Here is an 18,696-nt window from a genome sequence, read left to right as displayed (position 1 = left end):
GATGGCGCCTCTTGGGGGGTCCGTTCGGGTGATGTGACGTCAGGGGCCCCCGCCTCAGCGGGACCGAGTGGTTCGGCGCCACCCGAAAGGTCCGGGCAAATCCATCGATGTCGTACGACGTCCCGTGCTGCTGCGGGTGTGGCGGGGGCCGTTCTTGCCGCCGGTGGTGATGGACCACGAACGCTTGTTGATGTTCAGCCGCACCCCCGGAAGGATCCGGAAGCTCTTGCGGAACGTGAGCGGCATCCCTGCCTCCTCTGTGTGGGAACTGACCCGGTCTCAGTCGCCTACCCCGTCCGGGCGTACTGATGACAGTCCTCACCCGGGTCGGGTGGGCGCCGTCACGCGTCCTCCCGTGGCGGGGCGTGGCGGGGGAGTGTCCTCCAGGGTGAGGCGGTCCGGGCGGGCCGGGCGGGCGGAAGGGTGACGGCTCCGCCCGTCGAGCGACCGACGAGGTCACCGTCTCCGGTCCCAGTGTGTCCAGTGCGTCCAGGCGGCCGGCGTCGTCGTCGCGCATGAACTCCGGTGGGTGGACCCCGGGACGCTCACTGCGCGTGCGCCGGTGCCGCCGGCGGGCCGCAGGTGCGGCAGGGCGGCCGGGTTCCGCCGACGGGCGGTGCGTGGTGGCCGACCATGGCCGCTCGCCTTCCGGGTACCCGAAGGGCGGACCCGGGGATCCGGAAGGGCGAACCGGGTTCACCGAAGGCCGAACCGCGCACGGGCCGGGTGCGCCGGACTCCGGTGCGATCACGCGCACGAGCGGGTTGACTGGCGGCAGCAGTCCGCACGACCGGGTCGGCCGGGCCGCGCCTCGACGGGCGGGGTCGCCGGCCGGGCCCGGGCATGACCATTCCGTCCGCGTGTACTAGAGTTATCTCGACATCGAGATATCTGCCGAGGCGCACCGCAGCCGCCACCCTGGTGAGGGTTACCTAACTTAGCCTTACCTTAGCGGATCGGCCAGGGCGGCGTGGCGGCAGGATGCGGTGGTACGTACGCGCACATCAATGAAGGAGACTGTCGTGTCGGCGAACAGCTTCGACGCCCGCAGCACGCTGCAGGTGGGCGACGAGTCGTACGAGATCTTCCGGCTGGACAAGGTCGAGGGCTCCGCGCGCCTTCCCTACAGCCTGAAGGTGCTGCTGGAGAACCTGCTCCGCACCGAGGACGGCGCCAACATCACCGCCGACCACATCCGTGCCCTGGGCGGCTGGGACTCCCAGGCGCAGCCGTCGCAGGAGATCCAGTTCACGCCGGCGCGCGTGATCATGCAGGACTTCACCGGCGTGCCCTGCGTCGTCGACCTCGCCACCATGCGTGAGGCCGTCAAGGAGCTCGGCGGCGACCCGAACAAGATCAACCCGCTCTCCCCGGCCGAGATGGTCATCGACCACTCCGTCATCGCCGACAAGTTCGGCACCCCCGACGCCTTCAAGCAGAACGTCGACCTGGAGTACGGCCGCAACAAGGAGCGCTACCAGTTCCTGCGCTGGGGCCAGACCGCCTTCGACGACTTCAAGGTCGTCCCGCCCGGCACCGGCATCGTCCACCAGGTGAACATCGAGCACCTGGCCCGCGTCGTCATGACCCGTGACGGCAAGGCCTACCCCGACACCCTGGTCGGCACCGACTCGCACACCACCATGGTCAACGGCCTCGGCGTGCTCGGCTGGGGCGTCGGCGGCATCGAGGCCGAGGCCGCCATGCTCGGCCAGCCGGTCTCCATGCTGATCCCGCGCGTCGTCGGCTTCAAGCTCACCGGTGAGCTGAAGCCGGGCACCACCGCCACCGACCTGGTGCTCACCATCACCGAGATGCTGCGCAAGCACGGCGTCGTCGGCAAGTTCGTCGAGTTCTACGGCGAGGGTGTGGCGGCCACGAGCCTCGCCAACCGCGCCACCATCGGCAACATGTCGCCGGAGTTCGGCTCCACCGCCGCGATCTTCCCGATCGACGACGAGACGCTGAACTACATGCGTCTGACCGGCCGCAGCGACCAGCAGGTCGCGCTGGTCGAGGCGTACGCCAAGGAGCAGGGCCTCTGGCTGGACCCGACGGCCGAGCCGGACTTCTCCGAGAAGCTCGAGCTGGACCTGTCCACGGTCGTCCCGTCGATCGCCGGCCCGAAGCGCCCGCAGGACCGCATCGTCCTCGCCGACGCCAAGGCCCAGTTCGCCCAGGACGTGCGCACCTACGTCAAGGACGGCGGCGACGTCGACGAGGCCAGCAAGGAGTCCTTCCCGGCCTCCGACGCCCCGGCCATCTCCAACGGCGCGCCCTCCCACCCGGTCGAGGTCACCGCAGCCGACGGCACGACCTACACGCTCGACCACGGCGCGGTGACGGTCGCGGCCATCACCTCCTGCACCAACACCTCCAACCCGTACGTCATGGTCGCCGCCGCGCTCGTGGCCAAGAAGGCGGTGGAGAAGGGCCTGACCCGCAAGCCGTGGGTCAAGACCACCCTCGCCCCGGGCTCCAAGGTCGTCACCGACTACTTCGACAAGGCGGGCCTGACCCCGTATCTCGACAAGGTCGGCTTCAACCTGGTCGGCTACGGCTGCACCACCTGCATCGGCAACTCCGGCCCGCTGCCGGAGGAGGTCTCCAAGGCGGTCAACGAGCACGACCTCGCGGTCACCTCGGTGCTCTCCGGCAACCGCAACTTCGAGGGCCGGATCAACCCCGACGTCAAGATGAACTACCTGGCGTCCCCGCCGCTGGTCGTCGCCTACGCGCTCGCCGGTTCCATGAAGGTGGACATCACCCGCGAGGCCCTCGGGTACGACCAGGACAACAACCCGGTCTTCCTGAAGGACATCTGGCCCTCCGAGGCCGAGGTCAACGACGTCGTGGCGAACGCCATCGGCGAGGACATGTTCTCCAAGTCCTACGCCGACGTCTTCGCCGGTGACGCCCAGTGGCAGGCGCTGTCCATCCCGACGGGCGACACCTTCGAGTGGGACGCCGAGTCCACCTACGTGCGCAAGCCCCCGTACTTCGAGGGCATGGGCATGGAGCCGGCCCCGGTCGAGGACATCTCCGGCGCCCGGGTGCTCGCCAAGCTGGGCGACTCGGTCACCACCGACCACATCTCCCCGGCCGGTGCCATCAAGGCCGACACCCCGGCCGGCAAGTACCTCACGGAGCACGGCATCGAGCGCCGTGACTTCAACAGCTACGGCTCGCGCCGCGGCAACCACGAGGTCATGATCCGCGGTACGTTCGCCAACATCCGCCTGCGCAACCAGATCGCGCCGGGCACCGAGGGCGGCTACACCCGCGACTTCACCCAGGACGGCGGTCCGGTGTCGTTCATCTACGACGCCTCCCGCAACTACATCGAGCAGGGCATCCCGCTCGTCGTCCTGGCCGGCAAGGAGTACGGCTCCGGCTCCTCCCGCGACTGGGCGGCCAAGGGCACCGCGCTGCTCGGCGTCAAGGCCGTCATCGCCGAGTCCTACGAGCGCATCCACCGCTCGAACCTCATCGGCATGGGCGTCCTGCCGCTGCAGTTCCCGGAGGGCCACACCGCCGAGTCCCTCGGCCTGACCGGCGAGGAGACCTTCTCCGTCTCCGGTGTCACCGAGCTCAACGAGGGCACCACCCCGCGCACGGTGAAGGTCACCACCGACACGGGCGTCGAGTTCGACGCGGTCGTCCGCATCGACACCCCCGGTGAGGCCGACTACTACCGCAACGGCGGCATCCTGCAGTACGTGCTGCGCAGCCTGATCCGCAAGTAAGCGGCAGGGCAGGGCAGTCGGGGGCCGCATCCCCGTGGTCGGGGATGCGGCCCCCGGCGCCTGTTTACAACGGGTGGCGCGTGACGTTACCTTCCCCTCACGGCGAGGTGGGAGCGCTCCCATGCTGTCGGTGGACCGGAACCCGCCGTCGGCGGCGCTACCACCCCGGCCGCGTGCGAGGCGGGCCCGGACGAGGTTCCGGGCCCGCCTCGCGACGAGCGGTCAGCTCAGCAGTTCCACCTCCGCCAGCGTCGCCTCACCGCTCAGGACCAGCCGGTAGCGGCCGTAGGAGCCCGGCTCGTCCACCGAGAAGGCGCGGGTCTGCCGGTCCCAGCGGAAGGACTCGTCCGTCCGCCGGTCCAGGTCCGTCCACGTCTCCCCGTCGGCCGAGCCCTGCAGCACCCAGCCCGTGGGCGCCCCGGTGCGGTCCGAGGAGGTCAGCGTGTACTGCACGGCCTTGGTGGCCCCGGTGACGGGGAGGTCCACGGCGGACACGGTGGCGGCGGTCGCCGACGTGTTGTCGAACAGCGCGCCCGTGCCCTTGAGCGCGTCCTCGCGCGGGGTGGGCACCTCGTCGTCCTGGGTGATGGACACGGGTGCCGCGTCCTTGCCCGTGCCCCACGACGACGGACGCGGACCCATGTCGAACTCCAGCACACCGCCCCTGGCGATCACCGAGTGCGGCAGCGAAGTGGACTTCCACCGCTTGCCGTTGACCTTCAGCCCTTGCACATAGACGTTCTTCGCGCTGTTCTTCGGCGCCTTGACGACCAGTTCGCGGCCGTTCTCCAGGTGCACGGTCGTCTTGGTGAACAGCGGTGAGCCGATGGCGTATTCGCCGCTGCCCATGACCAGCGGGTAGAAGCCGAGCGAGGAGAACAGGTACCAGGCCGACTGCTCGCCGTTGTCCTCGTCGCCGTGGTAGCCCTGGCCGATCTCGCTGCCCGTGTAGAGGCGGGCCAGCACCTCGCGCACGTTCTTCTGCGTCTTCCAGGGCTGCCCGGCCGCGTCGTACATGTACAGGGCGTGGTGGGCGACCTGGTTGGAGTGGCCGTACATGCCCATCCGGACGTCGCGCGCCTCGATCATCTCGTGGATGACCCCGTTGTAGGAGCCCTTCAGCTCCGGGGAGGCCGTCTCGGGCGTGGACAGGTACGCGTCGAGCTTGTCGCCGAGTCCCTTGCGGCCGCCGTACAGGTTCGCCAGGCCCCGGCTGTCCTGGGCGGCGGTGAAGGCGTACCCCCAGCCGTTGGTCTCCGTGTAGTCGTACCCCCAGACCCGCGGGTCGTACTTCGAGGACTCCACCCGCCAGTCGCCCTTGGCGTTCCTGCCCTGGAAGAACCCGGCCCCGGAGTCGAAGAGGTTGACGTAGTCCTGGGCGCGGTCGAGGAAGTAGGCGGACTCCTCCTGGTAGCGCCGCTCGCCCGTCTTCTTGTACAGGGCCTGGCCCATCCTGGCGATGCCGTAGTCGTTGAGGTAGCCCTCGAGCGCCCACGACAGGCCTTCGTGCGTCTCGGTGCCGGTGTAGCCGAGGAACGGCGAGGTCGCCATGCCCTTGCGGCCCACACCGGACGACGGCGGCACCACGGTGGCGTTCTTCACGGCCGCGTCGTAGGCGGCCTCCGCGTCGAAGCCGTCGACCCCCTTGACGTACGCGTCCGCGAACGCGACGTCCGAGGAGGTGCCCGTCATCAGGTCGGCGTAGCCGGGGGAGGACCAGCGGGAGGTCCAGCCGCCGTCCTTGTAGTGCTGCACGAACCCGTCGACCAGCTCACCGGCCTTGGTGGGGGTCAGGAAGGAGTACGCCGGCCAGGTGGTCCGGTAGGTGTCCCAGAAGCCGTTGTTGACGTACACCTTGCCGTCCACGATCTTCGCACCGGTGTGCGTCGGGGTGTCAGGACGCTCCATCTTCGAGAACGGCGAGGCGTACCTGTCCTTCCCGCCGACCTTCTCGAAGCCCGAGTTCGGGTACAGGTACAGCCGGTAGAGGCTGGAGTACAGCGTGGTCAGCTGGTCCGGTGTGGCGCCCTCCACCTCGACCTTGCCGAGGATCCGGTCCCACTGGCGCCGCGCGTCCCGCTTGACCTCGTCGAAGGTGGTGGTGCGGCCGATCTCCTGGCGCAGGTTGTCCTTCGCCTGGTCGACACTGATCAGGGAGGTGGCCAGGCGCAGGGTGACCGTGCGGTTCCTGCCCGCGTCGAAGCGCAGGTGCCCCTTGACGCCCTCCGCGGCGCCGTCGGTGACCTTGCGGTCGAACTCGCCGTACACGAACATCCGGGTCGCACCCGTGGACAGACCGGACTTGACGTCGGAGTAGCCGGTGAAGGTGCCGTTCTCCTGGTCGAGGGTCAGCCCGGCCTGGTCGTTGACGTTGTCGAACAGCACGCTCGCGTCGTCACCGGGGAAGGTGAAGCGCATCATCGCGGCGTGGTCCGTCGGCGCCATCTCGGCCTTCACGCCGTTCTCGAACCGCACCCCGTAGTAGTACGGCCGGGCGGTCTCGTTCTCGTGCCGGAAGGCCAGCTCGCGCGCCTCACGGCCGGTGTCCGGGGTGCCGGAGGCGGCCGACGGCATCACCTGGAAGGTCTGCCGGTCACCCATCCAGGGGCTCGGCTCGTGACTCGCGCTGAACGCCTGGACGGTCGGCAGGTTGTCGTCGTTGTTGCCGCTCGCGTAGTCGTACAGCCAGCTGGTGGAACCGGCGTTGGTGACCGGCGTCCAGAAGTTGAACCCGTGCGGCACGGCCGTCGCGGGGAAGGTGTTGCCGCGGGAGAAGGCGCCGCTGGAGTTGGTGCCCCGGGTGGTCACCGCGTAGTCGGACAGATAGGCCTTCGGCCGCTCGGGCTCCGCCTGCCGCAGCGCCACGTCGTCGAGCCAGCCGCGGAACTTCGCCGGGCCCTTCGGGGAGTCGTAGGCCACCAGGATCCGGTCGACGGTCTTGCCGGCGGCGACCGAGCCGATCGCGGAGCGCACGCTGTTCCACTGGTTGACGTACAGCACCTTGGAGGCGCCCTGGCCGCGCGGCGACAGCGGGAAGCCGTGCTGGTCCGTCGCCCTCAGGTCGCTCAGGTGGGTGCCGTCGGTGAAGGCCAGGTCGACGGCGACGTTCGTGGCGTCGTAGTCGAGGTCCCGGTCCGCCATCGACGGGAAGATCTTGTACGACAGTTCCGTGCGGCGCTCGACCTTCACGTTCACGTCGAAGACCTTGTTGTACGAGTACGCCCGGCCGTCGGCGGTGTGCCGGCCCGCGTACCGCAGGGCGCGCCTGCCGGTGAAACCGGCGTCCGCCTTCGCCGTGGGCGAGCCGCTCGGGCCGCGGTCGACGAGCGAGAGCATGTCCTCGGGTATGGGGTCCGCGACGCCGGTGGACAGCTGGATCTCGGCCAGCTGGAGCGCGTCGCCCGCCCCGTTGTTCTTGGTGAACTCCACCCGCCAGTGGCGGAATTCGGCGGCTTGGGCGAGGTCGTAGGTCCTGGTCTCGAACCGCTCGGGGAAGGACTGTCCGGAGCGGGTGTCCAGCGTCCGCCAGTCCTCACCGTCCGCCGAGCCCTTCAACGTCCAGTCCGCGGGGTCGCGTTCGGCGTGGTCGTTGGCCGAGGTCAGGGCGTACTCGACGATCCTCGCCGGCTCGTCCAGCTCGAACTCGATCCAGCCGGTCGGCGCGAACGTCAGCCACTTGGTGCCGGGTTCCCCGTCGAAGAGGTTCCCCTTCACCTCCTTGGCGCCGGTGTTCTCCCCGCTGGCGCGGACGTCGGTGACGTGGTCGGTGACATTGCCCGGGATGCCGGACGTGAACCCGCCGTCCACGCCCGAGGCGCGTTTGCCGCCGCCCGGAGTGGTGTCCACGGTGTTCAGCCAGTCCGGAGCCGGCTGACCGGCCTCGAAGGAGGAGGCGAACTCCCGGTCCGCCTTCTCCGGTGCCGCGGGCAGGGCGACCGCGGCGCCCTGCGAGCCCGCGGCCAAAGCAAAGGCGGTCGTCGCGACGACCGCCGTTCCCCATCTGTGCCGGACCCTACGTTGCATGCGCGAGCACCCTCCCTGTGCTGGACAACGTTGTCAGTCGAGATGCGCAAGGACCAGTAGTGCGGCAAGTGGCCCGTGGTGTCAAGGGGGTTGAATGCGGCATTCAGGTGCGGCGGCGGTGATTTCTCCGCTGGGCGGCGCGCGACGGGCCCGTATTTCCGCGAGGTCTCAACTCGGAAAAGACAGGTGGGGAACCTTGCATTCGATCTTGCTCCGTCGCCCTGAAGTGGACTATACCTGTCGGCACTCCGGGGCATCTTCACCGCACCCGACCCCAGCACGGCCGCACTTCCTGCACGACCCAGCGTGACCCGAACGCGGTGCCGGTAAGGATCCGGTTCACCGCCTGAGTCCTGGAGAAGGCGAGGACTTGAGCATGGGATCCACTTCCGGCGAGAACAACGGCACCGGTGAGAACGGCACGACCGGCGTGGGGCGCCGCGCACTGATCAAGCGGTCCGCCGCACTCGGCCTGGTTTCGGTACCGGCGATGGGCTTTTTGTCCGCGTGTGCCAGCGGGGGCGGCGACGACGACTCCGGCCAGAACGAGGGAAAGACGTCCGAATCCAACCCGTTCGGCGTCAAGAAGGGGACCAAACTCGACGTCGTCATCTTCAAGGGCGGTTACGGCGACGCCTATGCCAAGGCGTGGGAGGCCGACTTCGAGAAGAAGCACGGCGTCACGTCCGTGCACACCGGAACCCAGGAGATCACGGGCAAGCTCCAGCCGCGGTTCAACGCGGGCAATCCGCCGGACATCGTCGACGACTCCGGCGCCCAGCAGATCCCGATCGACGTGCTGCACAAGAACGGCCAGCTCCTCGACCTCGCGAAGGTGCTGGACGCCCCCTCGGTCGACGACCCGTCCAAGAAGGTGCGCGACACCCTCATCCCCGGCACGATCGACGCCGGCATGCAGGAGGGCAAGGTCGTCGCCCTCAACTACATCTACACGGTGTGGGGCCTGTGGTACTCCGGCAAGCTCTTCAAGGACAAGGGCTGGGAGGCGCCCAAGACCTGGGACGACTTCCTCGCCATCTGCAAGGACGCCAAGGCCCAGGGCATCGGCGGCCTCGCCCACCAGGGCAAGTTCCCCTACTACATCAACGTCGCCATCATGGACCTGATCGCCAAGAAGGGCGGCCTGGACGCCATGAAGGCGATCGACAACCTCGACCCCAAGGCGTTCGTCGGCTCCGACGCCGCCACCGAGGCCATCGAGGCGATCTACGAGGTCGTCGAGAAGGGCTACCTGATGCCCGGCACGAACGGCCTGACCCACACCGAGTCGCAGACCCGCTGGAACCAGTACAAGGCCGCCTTCATCACCAGCGGCTCCTGGCTGGAGAACGAGCAGCTCAAGACGACTCCGGACGACTTCGACATGAAGTTCCTGCCGATGCCGGTGCTGGCGGACAGCGCGCTGCCCTTCGAGGCGATCCGGGCCGGCTCCGGCGAGCCCTTCATCATCCCCTCCAAGGCCAGGAACCTCCCCGCGGCCCAGGAGTTCATGCGGATGATGCTCTCCAAGGACTGGGCGACCATGTTCGCCAAGGAGGCCAACTCGCTGACCATCCTCAAGGACGGCGTCGACCCGAACGTCCAGCTGCGGCCGGGCACCCAGTCCACCGTCGAAGCCTCCCGGGCGGCAGGCGACGACACCTTCCGCTACCTGTACACCGAGTGGTACAGCGAGATGGGCACCGCCATCGAGAACGCCTCCAACGAGCTGATGGCCAAGCGCATCCAGCCCAAGGAGTGGCTCAAGCGGGCCCAGGCCGCGGTCGACAAGCAGGCCAAGGACCCGGCCTCGAAGAAGAACCGCCGCGACTGATCTCGCTCGACCGACGACCGCCGCGGGCCGGGAGGAACACCGGCCCGCGGCGGCCACACCCAGGGGCAGGACGTCATGCGCAAAGGGCAGCACCGGTTCGTCGCGGGATTCCTCTTCCTCCCCGTGGCGCTCTATCTGATCTTCGTGATCTGGCCTTACATCCAGACCTTCGGTTATTCACTGACCGACTGGAAGGGGCAGTCGCAGAGCTTCGACTTCGTCGGCCTGGACAACTACGCGGCGTTGTTCGAGGACGACATCTTCATGGGTGCCATCTGGCACAACATCCTGTTCCTGGTGTTCATCCCGGTGATCACCATTCTGCTCGCGCTGTTCTTCGCCTTCATGCTGAACGCGGGCGGACGCGGACGTTCCGGAGGTGTCTCCGGAGTCGCCGGATCGAAGTACTACCGGGTCATCTACTTCTTTCCGCAGGTCCTGTCGCTGGCCATCCTGGCGGTGCTCTTCGGAGCCGTCTACCGCAGTGACGGCGGCGGCATGCTCAACGGCGTCCTGATCAAGCTCGGACTGGTCGACAGCCAGAATCCCGTGGAATGGCTCAACGAGCCGAACTTCGTGCTGTGGGCCCTGATGGCCGTGGTCGTCTGGCACGGCGTCGGCTTTTATCTGGTGCTTTTCTCCGCCGCCATGCAGTCCATTCCGCGCGACATCTACGAGGCCGCGCTCATCGACGGAGCGAGCCGCACCCAGTCCTTCTTCCGCATCACCCTGCCGCTGCTGTGGGACTCCGTGCAGACCGCCTGGGTCTATCTCGGCATCGCGGCGATGGACATGTTCATCCTGGTCTCCACCATGACCGCCGGCGACTACGGCGGTGGCCCGGACCACCACAGCGAGGTCATGTCCACCGTGATGATGCGCAACTTCCTGCTGTACGGCCGGAGCGGCTACGCCTGCGCCATGGGCGTGGTCATGCTGGCCCTCACCCTGATCGTGTCCGTGGTCATGCTGCGCGCCACCCGTCGCGAGCGCATCGAGTTCTGAGGCGGAGCAACGACGATGAGCGCACCTCTCAAGGAAACCTCCCCCACCCAGGGCCCCACCCCGCCCTCCCCGCCCGCCGGCAAGGCCACCCTCCGCCCCGGAGACCGGCGCGGCGAAGGCGTCGTGCTGAACGTCTTCTCGCACGGCTTCCTCGCCGTGTGGGCGGTGCTGATCGTGCTGCCGCTGGTGTGGCTGGTGCTCAGCTCCTTCCGGACCGACGCGCAGATCGGCGGCTCGGCCTTCGGCCGGCCGCAGAACTGGGACCTGGGCGTCTTCTCCCGTGCCTGGGAGAAGGGCATCGGCGACTACTTCACCAGCACGGTCATCGTGCTGGCCATCTCCGTGCCGCTGACCATGCTGTTCGGCGCGATGGCCGCCTACGTGCTCGCCCGCTACGAGTTCCGGGGCAACCGCCTGCTGTACTACTTCTTCGTCGCGGGCGCCATGTTCCCCGTCTTCCTGGCTCTGGTGCCGCTGTTCTTCATGGTCAAGCGGCTGGACATGCTGAACACCTACCACGGCCTGGCCCTGGTGTACGTCGCCTACTCGCTGCCGTTCACGGTGTTCTTCATGCACGCCTTCTTCCGGACCCTGCCCACGGCGGTCTTCGAGGCGGCCGTCCTCGACGGGGCCTCGCACACCCGGACCTTCTTCCAGGTGATGATGCCGATGGCCAAGCCCGGCCTGCTGAGCGTCGGCATCTTCAACACGCTGGGCCAGTGGAACCAGTACATCCTGCCGACCGTGCTGATGCAGCCGCAGAGCGGGGACGATCCGGAACGCTACGTGCTGACCCAGGGGCTCATCCAGCTCCAGCAGCAGCAGGGCTACGCCTCGGACCTGCCCGTGCTCTTCGCCGGTGTGACCATCGCCATGGTGCCGATGCTGGTGGTGTACCTGTCCTTCCAGCGGCAGGTGCAGGCCGGCCTCACGTCCGCAACCTTGAAGTAACGCTCCGGAATCCACCCTTCACACGCCGCTCCCGCCGCAGGGAGCGGCGTGTCCGTGTGTGTCCATGCACCCGGAAACGGTTCAACCTCTTGACGGGAGGCAACCCGAACAGCTCATCTTAGAGTTCACTAGTTGGACATGAGAGGGGCCTCACCGATGCGGCCCCGCGCGCAGGAGGTCGTCGTGGAGACTCCGGGGTCGCAGTCGTCGCTGCACCGAGCCAACCTGGAGCGGGTCGTCCGGGCAGTACGTCTTGCGGGTTCCCTCACCCAGGCGGAGATCGCGAGGACGACCGGCCTGTCCGCGGCCACGGTCTCCAACATCGTCCGGGAGCTGAAGGACGGCGGGACGGTCGAGGTCACCCCGACCTCGTCGGGTGGACGCCGGGCCCGCAGCGTCTCCCTGAGCGGGGACGCCGGCATCGTCATCGGCGTCGACTTCGGGCACACCCACCTACGGGTCGCGGTCGGGAACCTGGCCCACCAGGTGCTGGCCGAGGAGTCCGAGCCGCTGGACGTGGACGCCTCCTCGACCCAGGGCTTCGACCGGGCGGAACAGCTCGTCAGCAGGCTGATCGAGGCGACCGGCGTGGACCGCTCCAAGGTCGCCGGGGTGGGCCTCGGCGTGCCCGGTCCGATCGACGTGGAGTCCGGCACCCTGGGCTCGACCGCGATCCTGCCCGGCTGGACCGGCACCAAGCCCGCCGAGGAGCTGCGGGGGCGGCTCGGCGTGCCGGTGCACGTGGACAACGACGCCAACCTCGGCGCCCTCGGCGAGATGGTCTGGGGGAGCGGCCGAGGGGTGCGGGACCTGGCGTACATCAAGGTGGCCAGCGGTGTCGGCGCGGGACTGGTGATCAGCGGCAAGATCTACCGCGGACCGGGCGGTACCGCGGGTGAGATCGGACACATCACACTCGACGAATCCGGCCCCGTGTGCCGCTGCGGCAACCGCGGCTGCCTGGAGACCTTCACGGCGGCGCGCTACGTGCTCCCGCTGCTCCAGCCCAGTCACGGCACCGACCTGACGATGGAAGGCGTCGTCAGGCTCGCGCGGGACGGTGACCCGGGCTGTCGTCGGGTGATCGCCGACGTCGGCCGCCACATCGGCAGTGGAGTCGCCAACCTCTGCAACCTGCTGAATCCCAGCCGGGTGGTCCTCGGCGGCGATCTCGCCGAGGCCGGCGAGCTGGTGCTGGGGCCGATCCGGGAGTCCGTGAGCCGCTACGCGATCCCCAGCGCGGCGCGTCAACTGTCGGTCCTTCCCGGGGCACTTGGCGGCCGTGCGGAGGTCCTCGGAGCGCTCGCCCTCGCCCTGGGTGAGATGGGCGATTCGACCCTTCTCGACGGGACTGCGACGGGGTCCCTCAAGTCGGCCAGCCCTGCCTTCACTTAGAGAACGGATGGCACCGTTGCCATCTCGTTAAGGATTTACTTCTTGACGTCGCACGTGTGGCCGAGTTGACTTCCAGCCACCTCGGCCGCAACGACGCGGCCTCGTCAGGGAGGTTTCTGAATGAACACGCGTATGCGTCGTGTCGCCTTTGCCGTTGCCGCCGGTGCGATGGCCGTCTCGCTCGCCGCTTGCGGCAGCGCCGCCGAGTCCGGCGACAAGAAGGACTCCGGCGACTCCGCCGCCGCCAAGGGCGACGACATCAAGGTCGGTCTGCTCCTGCCGGAGAACCAGACGGCGCGCTACGAGAAGTTCGACAAGCCCTTGATCGAGAAGAAGGTCAAGGAGCTCACGAACAACAAGGGCGAGGTGGTCTACGCCAACGCCAAGCAGGACGCCAGCCTGCAGAACCAGCAGGTCGACACGATGATCACCAACAAGGTGGACGTGCTGATCCTGGACGCGGTCGACGCCAAGGCGATCGCCGGCTCGGTCAAGAAGGCCAAGGACGCCGGCATCCCGGTCGTCGCCTTCGACCGCCTCGCCGAGGGCCCGATCGACGCCTACACCTCGTTCGACAACGTGACCGTCGGCAAGACCCAGGGCGAGGCCCTGCTGGAGAAGCTGGGCGACAAGGCCAAGGACGGCCAGATCGTCATGATGAACGGGTCCTCCACCGACCCGAACGCCGCCCTCTTCAAGCAGGGCGCGCACTCCGTCCTCGACGGCAAGGTGAAGATCGGCCGCGAGTACGACACCAAGGAGTGGAAGCCGGAGAACGCCAACGCCAACATGGAGGGCGCCATCTCCGCCCTCGGCAAGGACAAGATCGTCGGCGTCTACTCCGCCAACGACGGCATGGCGGGCGGCATCATCACCGCCCTGAAGGCCGCCGGCATCGCCGACATCCCGGTCACCGGCCAGGACGCCGAACTCGCGGGCGTGCAGCGCATCGTCACCGGTGAGCAGTTCATGAGCGTCTACAAGCCGTTCCCGCAGGAGGCGAACGTCGCCGCGGAGCTGGCCGTCCTGCTCGCCCAGGGCAAGTCGCTGGACTCCCTCGCCAAGGACAAGGTCGACAGCCCCACCACCAAGGGTGTCCCGTCCGTCCTCGTCCCGGTCATCTCGCTGACCCAGGAGAACATCAACGACACCGTGATCAAGGACGGCATCTACACCGTCCAGGAGATCTGCACGGACAAGTACAAGGCCGCCTGCGACAAGATCGGCCTCAAGTAAGCAGTCCCCGAGTCCCGTGACACACGGGGGAGTCCGTGACCCGGACTCCCTCCCGGGACCGACTGCCACGCGCTTCCGCCGGCGCCCCGCACCCATCAGCCCCGCAAGCTACGCGGGGCGCCGGACGGAAACACCCCCCAAATTCTCTGCACAACCTCCCGCCGGGTCAGGCGGCGAAGGAGATGGTTCACGTGTCCGCTACGCCCGTGCTGGCGTTGCGCGGGGTCTCCAAGCGGTTCGGTGCCGTCCAGGCGCTCACCGACGTAGAGCTTGAGGTCCACGCCGGTGAGGTGGTCGCCCTGGTGGGCGACAACGGTGCCGGAAAGTCCACGCTGGTCAAGACGATCGCCGGCGTACACCCCATCGATGAGGGCGTCATCGAATGGGACGGCAAGGCCGTCCAGATCAACCGGCCGCACGACGCCCAGAACCTGGGCATCGCGACGGTCTACCAGGACCTCGCGCTGTGCGACAACATCGACGTCGTCGGCAACCTCTACCTGGGCCGGGAGCTCCGCAGGCGCGGCGTCCTGGACGAGGTCGAGATGGAGCGCCGCTCCCGCGAGCTCCTCGACACGCTCTCCATCCGCATCCCCAGCGTCCGCATCCCGATCGCCTCGCTCTCCGGCGGTCAGCGTCAGGTCGTGGCCATCGCCCGGTCCATGCTCGGCGAGCCGAAGCTGGTGATCCTCGACGAGCCCACCGCCGCCCTCGGCGTCGAGCAGACCGCGCAGGTCCTCGACCTGGTCGAGCGGCTGCGCGAGCGCGGTCACGCGGTCATCCTCATCAGCCACAACATGGCCGATGTGAAGGCCGTGGCGGACAAGGTCGCGGTTCTGCGCCTCGGGCGCAACAACGGCGTCTTCGAGGTCAAGTCGACCTCGCAGGAAGAGATCATCTCCGCCATCACGGGCGCCACGGACAACGCCGTGACCCGTCGTGCGGCGCGCACCAATGGGGAGATCAAGAAGTGAGCACCGAAGACGTGAGCAGCGACAAGACGTCCGTCGGCAAGACGTCCGACAAGACCCCCGCCCCGGTCGAGGACCACGCCGTGGAGAACCCCGAGGCGGCCCCCGCCGCGGTCACCGTGGTCGACCCCCGGCTGCTCGTCCGCGAGCAGGGCTTCCTCGGCTACTGGAACGAGTTCAAGCGGAAGATGAAGGCCGGTGACCTCGGCTCCATCCCCGTCGTGGTCGGCCTGCTGGTCATCTGGGCCATCTTCACCAGCCTGAACTCCAACTTCCTCACCGCCGGCAACTTCTCCGACATGTCCGTCGCCATGGTCGGCACCGGCATGATCGCCGTCGGCATCGTCTTCGTCCTGCTGCTCGGCGAGATCGACCTGTCGGTCGGCTCGGTCAGCGGTGTCGCCGGCGCCGCCTTCGCGGTGATGAGCGTCACCCACGGGATGAACGAGATCCTGGCCCTGGTGCTGGCGATCCTCACCGGCACGGTGGCCGGCGCCATCCACGGCTTCATCTTCGCCCGCATCGGCGTCCCGGCCTTCGCGGTGACCCTGGCCGGACTGCTGTTCTGGCAGGGCTTCATGCTGCAGATCCTCGGCAGCAACGGCACCATCAACCTGGACTCCGACGGCCTGGTCGTCAAGCTGACCAGCTACTACTTCTCGGACGTGGCCGCCGCGTACGGCCTGGCGATCGTCGCGACCGTGGGGTACTTCCTCCTCGCGTTCTTCGACAACCGCCGCCGTGAGGCCGCCGGGGTGCCGTCCCGCCCGCTGAACGAGATCATCGTGCGGACCGTGCTGCTGGCGATCCTGGCCTTCGCCGCCGCGATCGTCTTCAACCAGTACAAGGGCCTGCCGCTGGCCGTGGTGATCTTCCTGGCCTTCCTGGTCCTCACGGACTTCGTGCTGCGCCGCACCGCCTACGGCCGCAAGGTCTTCGCGCTCGGCGGCAGCGTCGAGGCGTCCCGCCGCGCCGGCATCAACGTGGAGATGGTCCGGATCTCGGTCTTCGCGATCGCCGGCACCTTCGCCGCGATCGGCGGTCTGTTCGTCGCGTCGAAGATCGCCTCCGCCAACCAGGGCGCGGGCACCGGTGAGTTCCTGATGAACGTCATCGCCGCGGCCGTCATCGGTGGTACGTCGCTCTTCGGTGGCCGTGGCCGCACGTGGGACGCGCTGCTCGGTGTGATGGTCATCATCTCGATCACCTACGGTCTGGCGCTGGAGGGCATCGCCTCGCCGGTCCAGTACATGATCACCGGTGGTGTGCTGCTGGCGACGGTCGTCATCGACGCGGTCACCCGCAAGACGCAGAAGACGGCCGGTCGCGCCTAGCGGCCCGGTGCGGATCCGTCGTCTGTTGCCCGGTGCCTCCCAGGTGCCGGGCAACAGCGGTGTCGTAGGACGGACGCATTCGGGGTACTGCTGATCGGGTGATGCATGACGCACCGCCCGGAGTCGTTCCTCCCGAGCGGAAGATTAGACTCGACCCGCCCGGCAACTGCTCGATCAGCTCTACTGCAAGGAGGCACGGGTGCCGCTGCTGACCCGCATCAGGGGACCGCGCGATCTGGACCGGCTCGGCCCGGAGGAGCTCGACCGGCTGGCCGGGGAGATCCGGACCTTCCTCGTCGAGGCGGTCTCCAAGACCGGCGGCCACCTCGGCCCCAACCTCGGTGTGGTGGAGCTCACCATCGCCCTGCACCGGGTCTTCGAGTCGCCCAGGGACAAGGTCCTCTGGGACACCGGCCACCAGTCCTACGTGCACAAGCTGCTGACCGGCCGGCAGGACTTCTCCAAGCTGAAGATGAAGGGCGGCCTGTCCGGCTACCCCTCGCAGGCCGAGTCCGAGCACGACGTCATCGAGAACAGCCACGCCTCGACCGTCCTCGGCTGGGCCGACGGCATCGCCAAGGCCAACCAGATCAAGAAGCGCGACAGCCACGTCGTCGCGGTCATCGGTGACGGCGCGCTCACCGGCGGCATGGCCTGGGAGGCGCTGAACAACATCGCCGACGCCAAGGACCGCCCGCTCGTCATCGTCGTCAACGACAACGAGCGCTCCTACTCGCCCACCATCGGCGGCCTGGCGAACCACCTGGCGACCCTGCGCACCACCGACGGCTACGAACGCTTCCTGACCCGCACCAAGGACCTCCTGGAGCGCACCCCGGTCGTCGGCAAGCCCCTCTTCGACACGCTGCACGGCGCGAAGAAGGGCCTGAAGGACTTCATCGCCCCGCAGGGCATGTTCGAGGACCTGGGCCTGAAGTACGTCGGCCCCATCGACGGCCACGACATCGAGGCCCTGGAGTCCGCCCTGACCCGCGCCAAGCGCTTCGGCGGCCCGGTCATCGTGCACTGCCTCACCGAGAAGGGCCGCGGCTACCAGCCCGCCCTCCAGGACGAGGCCGACCGCTTCCACGCCGTCGGCAAGATCCACCCCGACACGGGCCTGCCCATCGCCAGCTCCGGAGCCGACTGGACGAGCGTCTTCGGCGAGGAGATGGTGAAGCTCGGCGAGGAGCGCGAGGACATCGTCGCCATCACCGCCGCCATGCTCCAGCCGGTCGGCCTCGACAAGTTCGCCAAGCGCTTCCCCGACCGGGTTTATGACGTCGGCATCGCCGAGCAGCACGGCGCCGTCTCCGCGGCCGGCCTCGCCCACGCCGGCGTGCACCCGGTCTTCGCCGTGTACGCCACCTTCCTCAACCGCGCCTTCGACCAGGTGCTGATGGACGTGGCCCTGCACAAGTGCGGCGTGACCTTCGTCCTCGACCGGGCCGGTGTCACCGGCACCGACGGCGCCTCCCACAACGGCATGTGGGACATGTCGATCCTCCAGGTCGTCCCCGGCCTGCGGCTCGCCGCCCCGCGCGACGCCGACCAGGTCCGCGCCCAGCTGCGCGAGGCCACCGCCGTCGAGGACGCCCCCACCGTGGTGCGCTTCTCCAAGGGCGCCGTCGGACCGGCCGTGCCCGCCGTGGGCCGCGTCGGCGGCATGGACGTCCTGCGCGAGCCCGGCACGGACACCCCCGACGTGCTGCTGGTCTCCGTGGGAGCGCTCGCACCGATGTGCCTGGAGATCGCCGCTCTGCTGGACCGGCAGGGCATCTCCACCACCGTCGTCGACCCGCGCTGGGTCAAGCCCGTCGACGAGGCGATGGCCCCGCTCGCCGAGAAGCACCGCGTCGTCGTCACCGTCGAGGACAACTCCCGCGTCGGCGGTGTCGGCTCGACCATCGCCCAGGCGCTGCGCGACGCCGGTGTGGACGTGCCGCTGCGCGACTTCGGCATCCCGCCGCGCTTCCTCGACCACGCCTCGCGCGCCGAGGTCCTGGCCGAGATCGGCCTGACCGCTCCCGACATCGCCCGTCAGGTGACCGGTCTGGTGGCCAAGCTCGACGGGAAGTACGAGCACACCTCCGCGGACGCCGTCGACTCGGTGGAACCCGCCCGCGACTGACGTCACTCACGCGTCGCCCGGACGGGCCGCCCGTGCCACTGTGAGGGTGGCGCGCGCGGCCCGTTCGCGT

At 68.5% G+C, this 18,696-nt stretch carries 11 protein-coding genes; 9 read left to right on the top strand and 2 right to left on the bottom strand.

What is annotated here, in order from left to right; genetic code table 11:
- Positions 1-54 precede the first annotated feature (54 nt).
- Positions 55-246 carry a DUF4236 domain-containing protein gene (locus tag ACZ6A9_RS13140; RefSeq protein ID WP_189557888.1) on the bottom strand — a complete coding sequence of 64 codons (192 nt, stop codon included), beginning with the start codon at positions 244-246 and terminating at the stop codon, positions 55-57.
- Between the two features lie 776 nt (positions 247-1,022).
- Here ACZ6A9_RS13140 and acnA point away from each other — a divergent pair.
- Entirely contained in the window at positions 1,023-3,746 is a 2,724-nt protein-coding gene (gene acnA, locus ACZ6A9_RS13135; protein ID WP_468983777.1) for an aconitate hydratase AcnA, read from the top strand.
- Between the two features lie 222 nt (positions 3,747-3,968).
- Here the strand turns inward: acnA and ACZ6A9_RS13130 are convergent, their stop codons facing one another.
- Positions 3,969-7,769, bottom strand: a complete 3,801-nt coding sequence (locus tag ACZ6A9_RS13130; RefSeq protein WP_468983775.1) for a GH92 family glycosyl hydrolase — start codon at positions 7,767-7,769, stop codon at positions 3,969-3,971.
- Positions 7,770-8,145: 376 nt separating this feature from the next.
- On the opposite strand from ACZ6A9_RS13130, the gene ngcE reads away from it, so the two are divergent.
- The 8 genes from ngcE to dxs all read left to right on the top strand — a co-directional run bounded on the left by ngcE (position 8,146) and on the right by dxs (position 18,626).
- Positions 8,146-9,603, top strand: coding sequence for an N-acetylglucosamine/diacetylchitobiose ABC transporter substrate-binding protein (ngcE, locus tag ACZ6A9_RS13125; protein WP_468983772.1), 1,458 nt, complete (start codon positions 8,146-8,148; stop codon positions 9,601-9,603).
- A gap of 75 nt (positions 9,604-9,678) precedes the next feature.
- On the top strand, positions 9,679-10,608 hold the full coding sequence (locus ACZ6A9_RS13120; protein ID WP_468983770.1) for a carbohydrate ABC transporter permease: 930 nt from the start codon (positions 9,679-9,681) through the stop codon (positions 10,606-10,608).
- Positions 10,609-10,623: 15 nt separating this feature from the next.
- A complete protein-coding gene (locus ACZ6A9_RS13115) occupies positions 10,624-11,559 on the top strand; it encodes a carbohydrate ABC transporter permease (protein ID WP_468983741.1) in 936 nt (311 codons plus the stop codon).
- Positions 11,560-11,742: 183 nt separating this feature from the next.
- Positions 11,743-12,954 carry an ROK family transcriptional regulator gene (locus ACZ6A9_RS13110; protein ID WP_468984594.1) on the top strand — a complete coding sequence of 404 codons (1,212 nt, stop codon included), beginning with the start codon at positions 11,743-11,745 and terminating at the stop codon, positions 12,952-12,954.
- Between the two features lie 120 nt (positions 12,955-13,074).
- Positions 13,075-14,190: an ABC transporter substrate-binding protein gene (locus ACZ6A9_RS13105; protein ID WP_468983737.1), complete on the top strand. Its 1,116-nt coding sequence runs from the start codon at positions 13,075-13,077 to the stop codon at positions 14,188-14,190.
- A 182-nt stretch (positions 14,191-14,372) separates the two neighbouring features.
- Complete coding sequence (locus ACZ6A9_RS13100; RefSeq protein ID WP_037940698.1) at positions 14,373-15,164, top strand: ATP-binding cassette domain-containing protein; 792 nt, start codon at positions 14,373-14,375, stop codon at positions 15,162-15,164.
- A gap of 80 nt (positions 15,165-15,244) precedes the next feature.
- Complete coding sequence (locus ACZ6A9_RS13095) at positions 15,245-16,495, top strand: sugar ABC transporter permease (protein WP_468984590.1); 1,251 nt, start codon at positions 15,245-15,247, stop codon at positions 16,493-16,495.
- Positions 16,496-16,694: 199 nt separating this feature from the next.
- A complete protein-coding gene (gene dxs / locus ACZ6A9_RS13090) occupies positions 16,695-18,626 on the top strand; it encodes a 1-deoxy-D-xylulose-5-phosphate synthase (protein WP_468983733.1) in 1,932 nt (643 codons plus the stop codon).
- The last annotated feature ends 70 nt before the right edge of the window (positions 18,627-18,696 follow it).

This window comes from Streptomyces sp. NPDC041124, assembly GCF_055592385.1.
The sequence above is the reverse complement of the archived record's forward strand: the minus strand, read 5'-3'. Positions and strand labels throughout refer to the sequence as shown.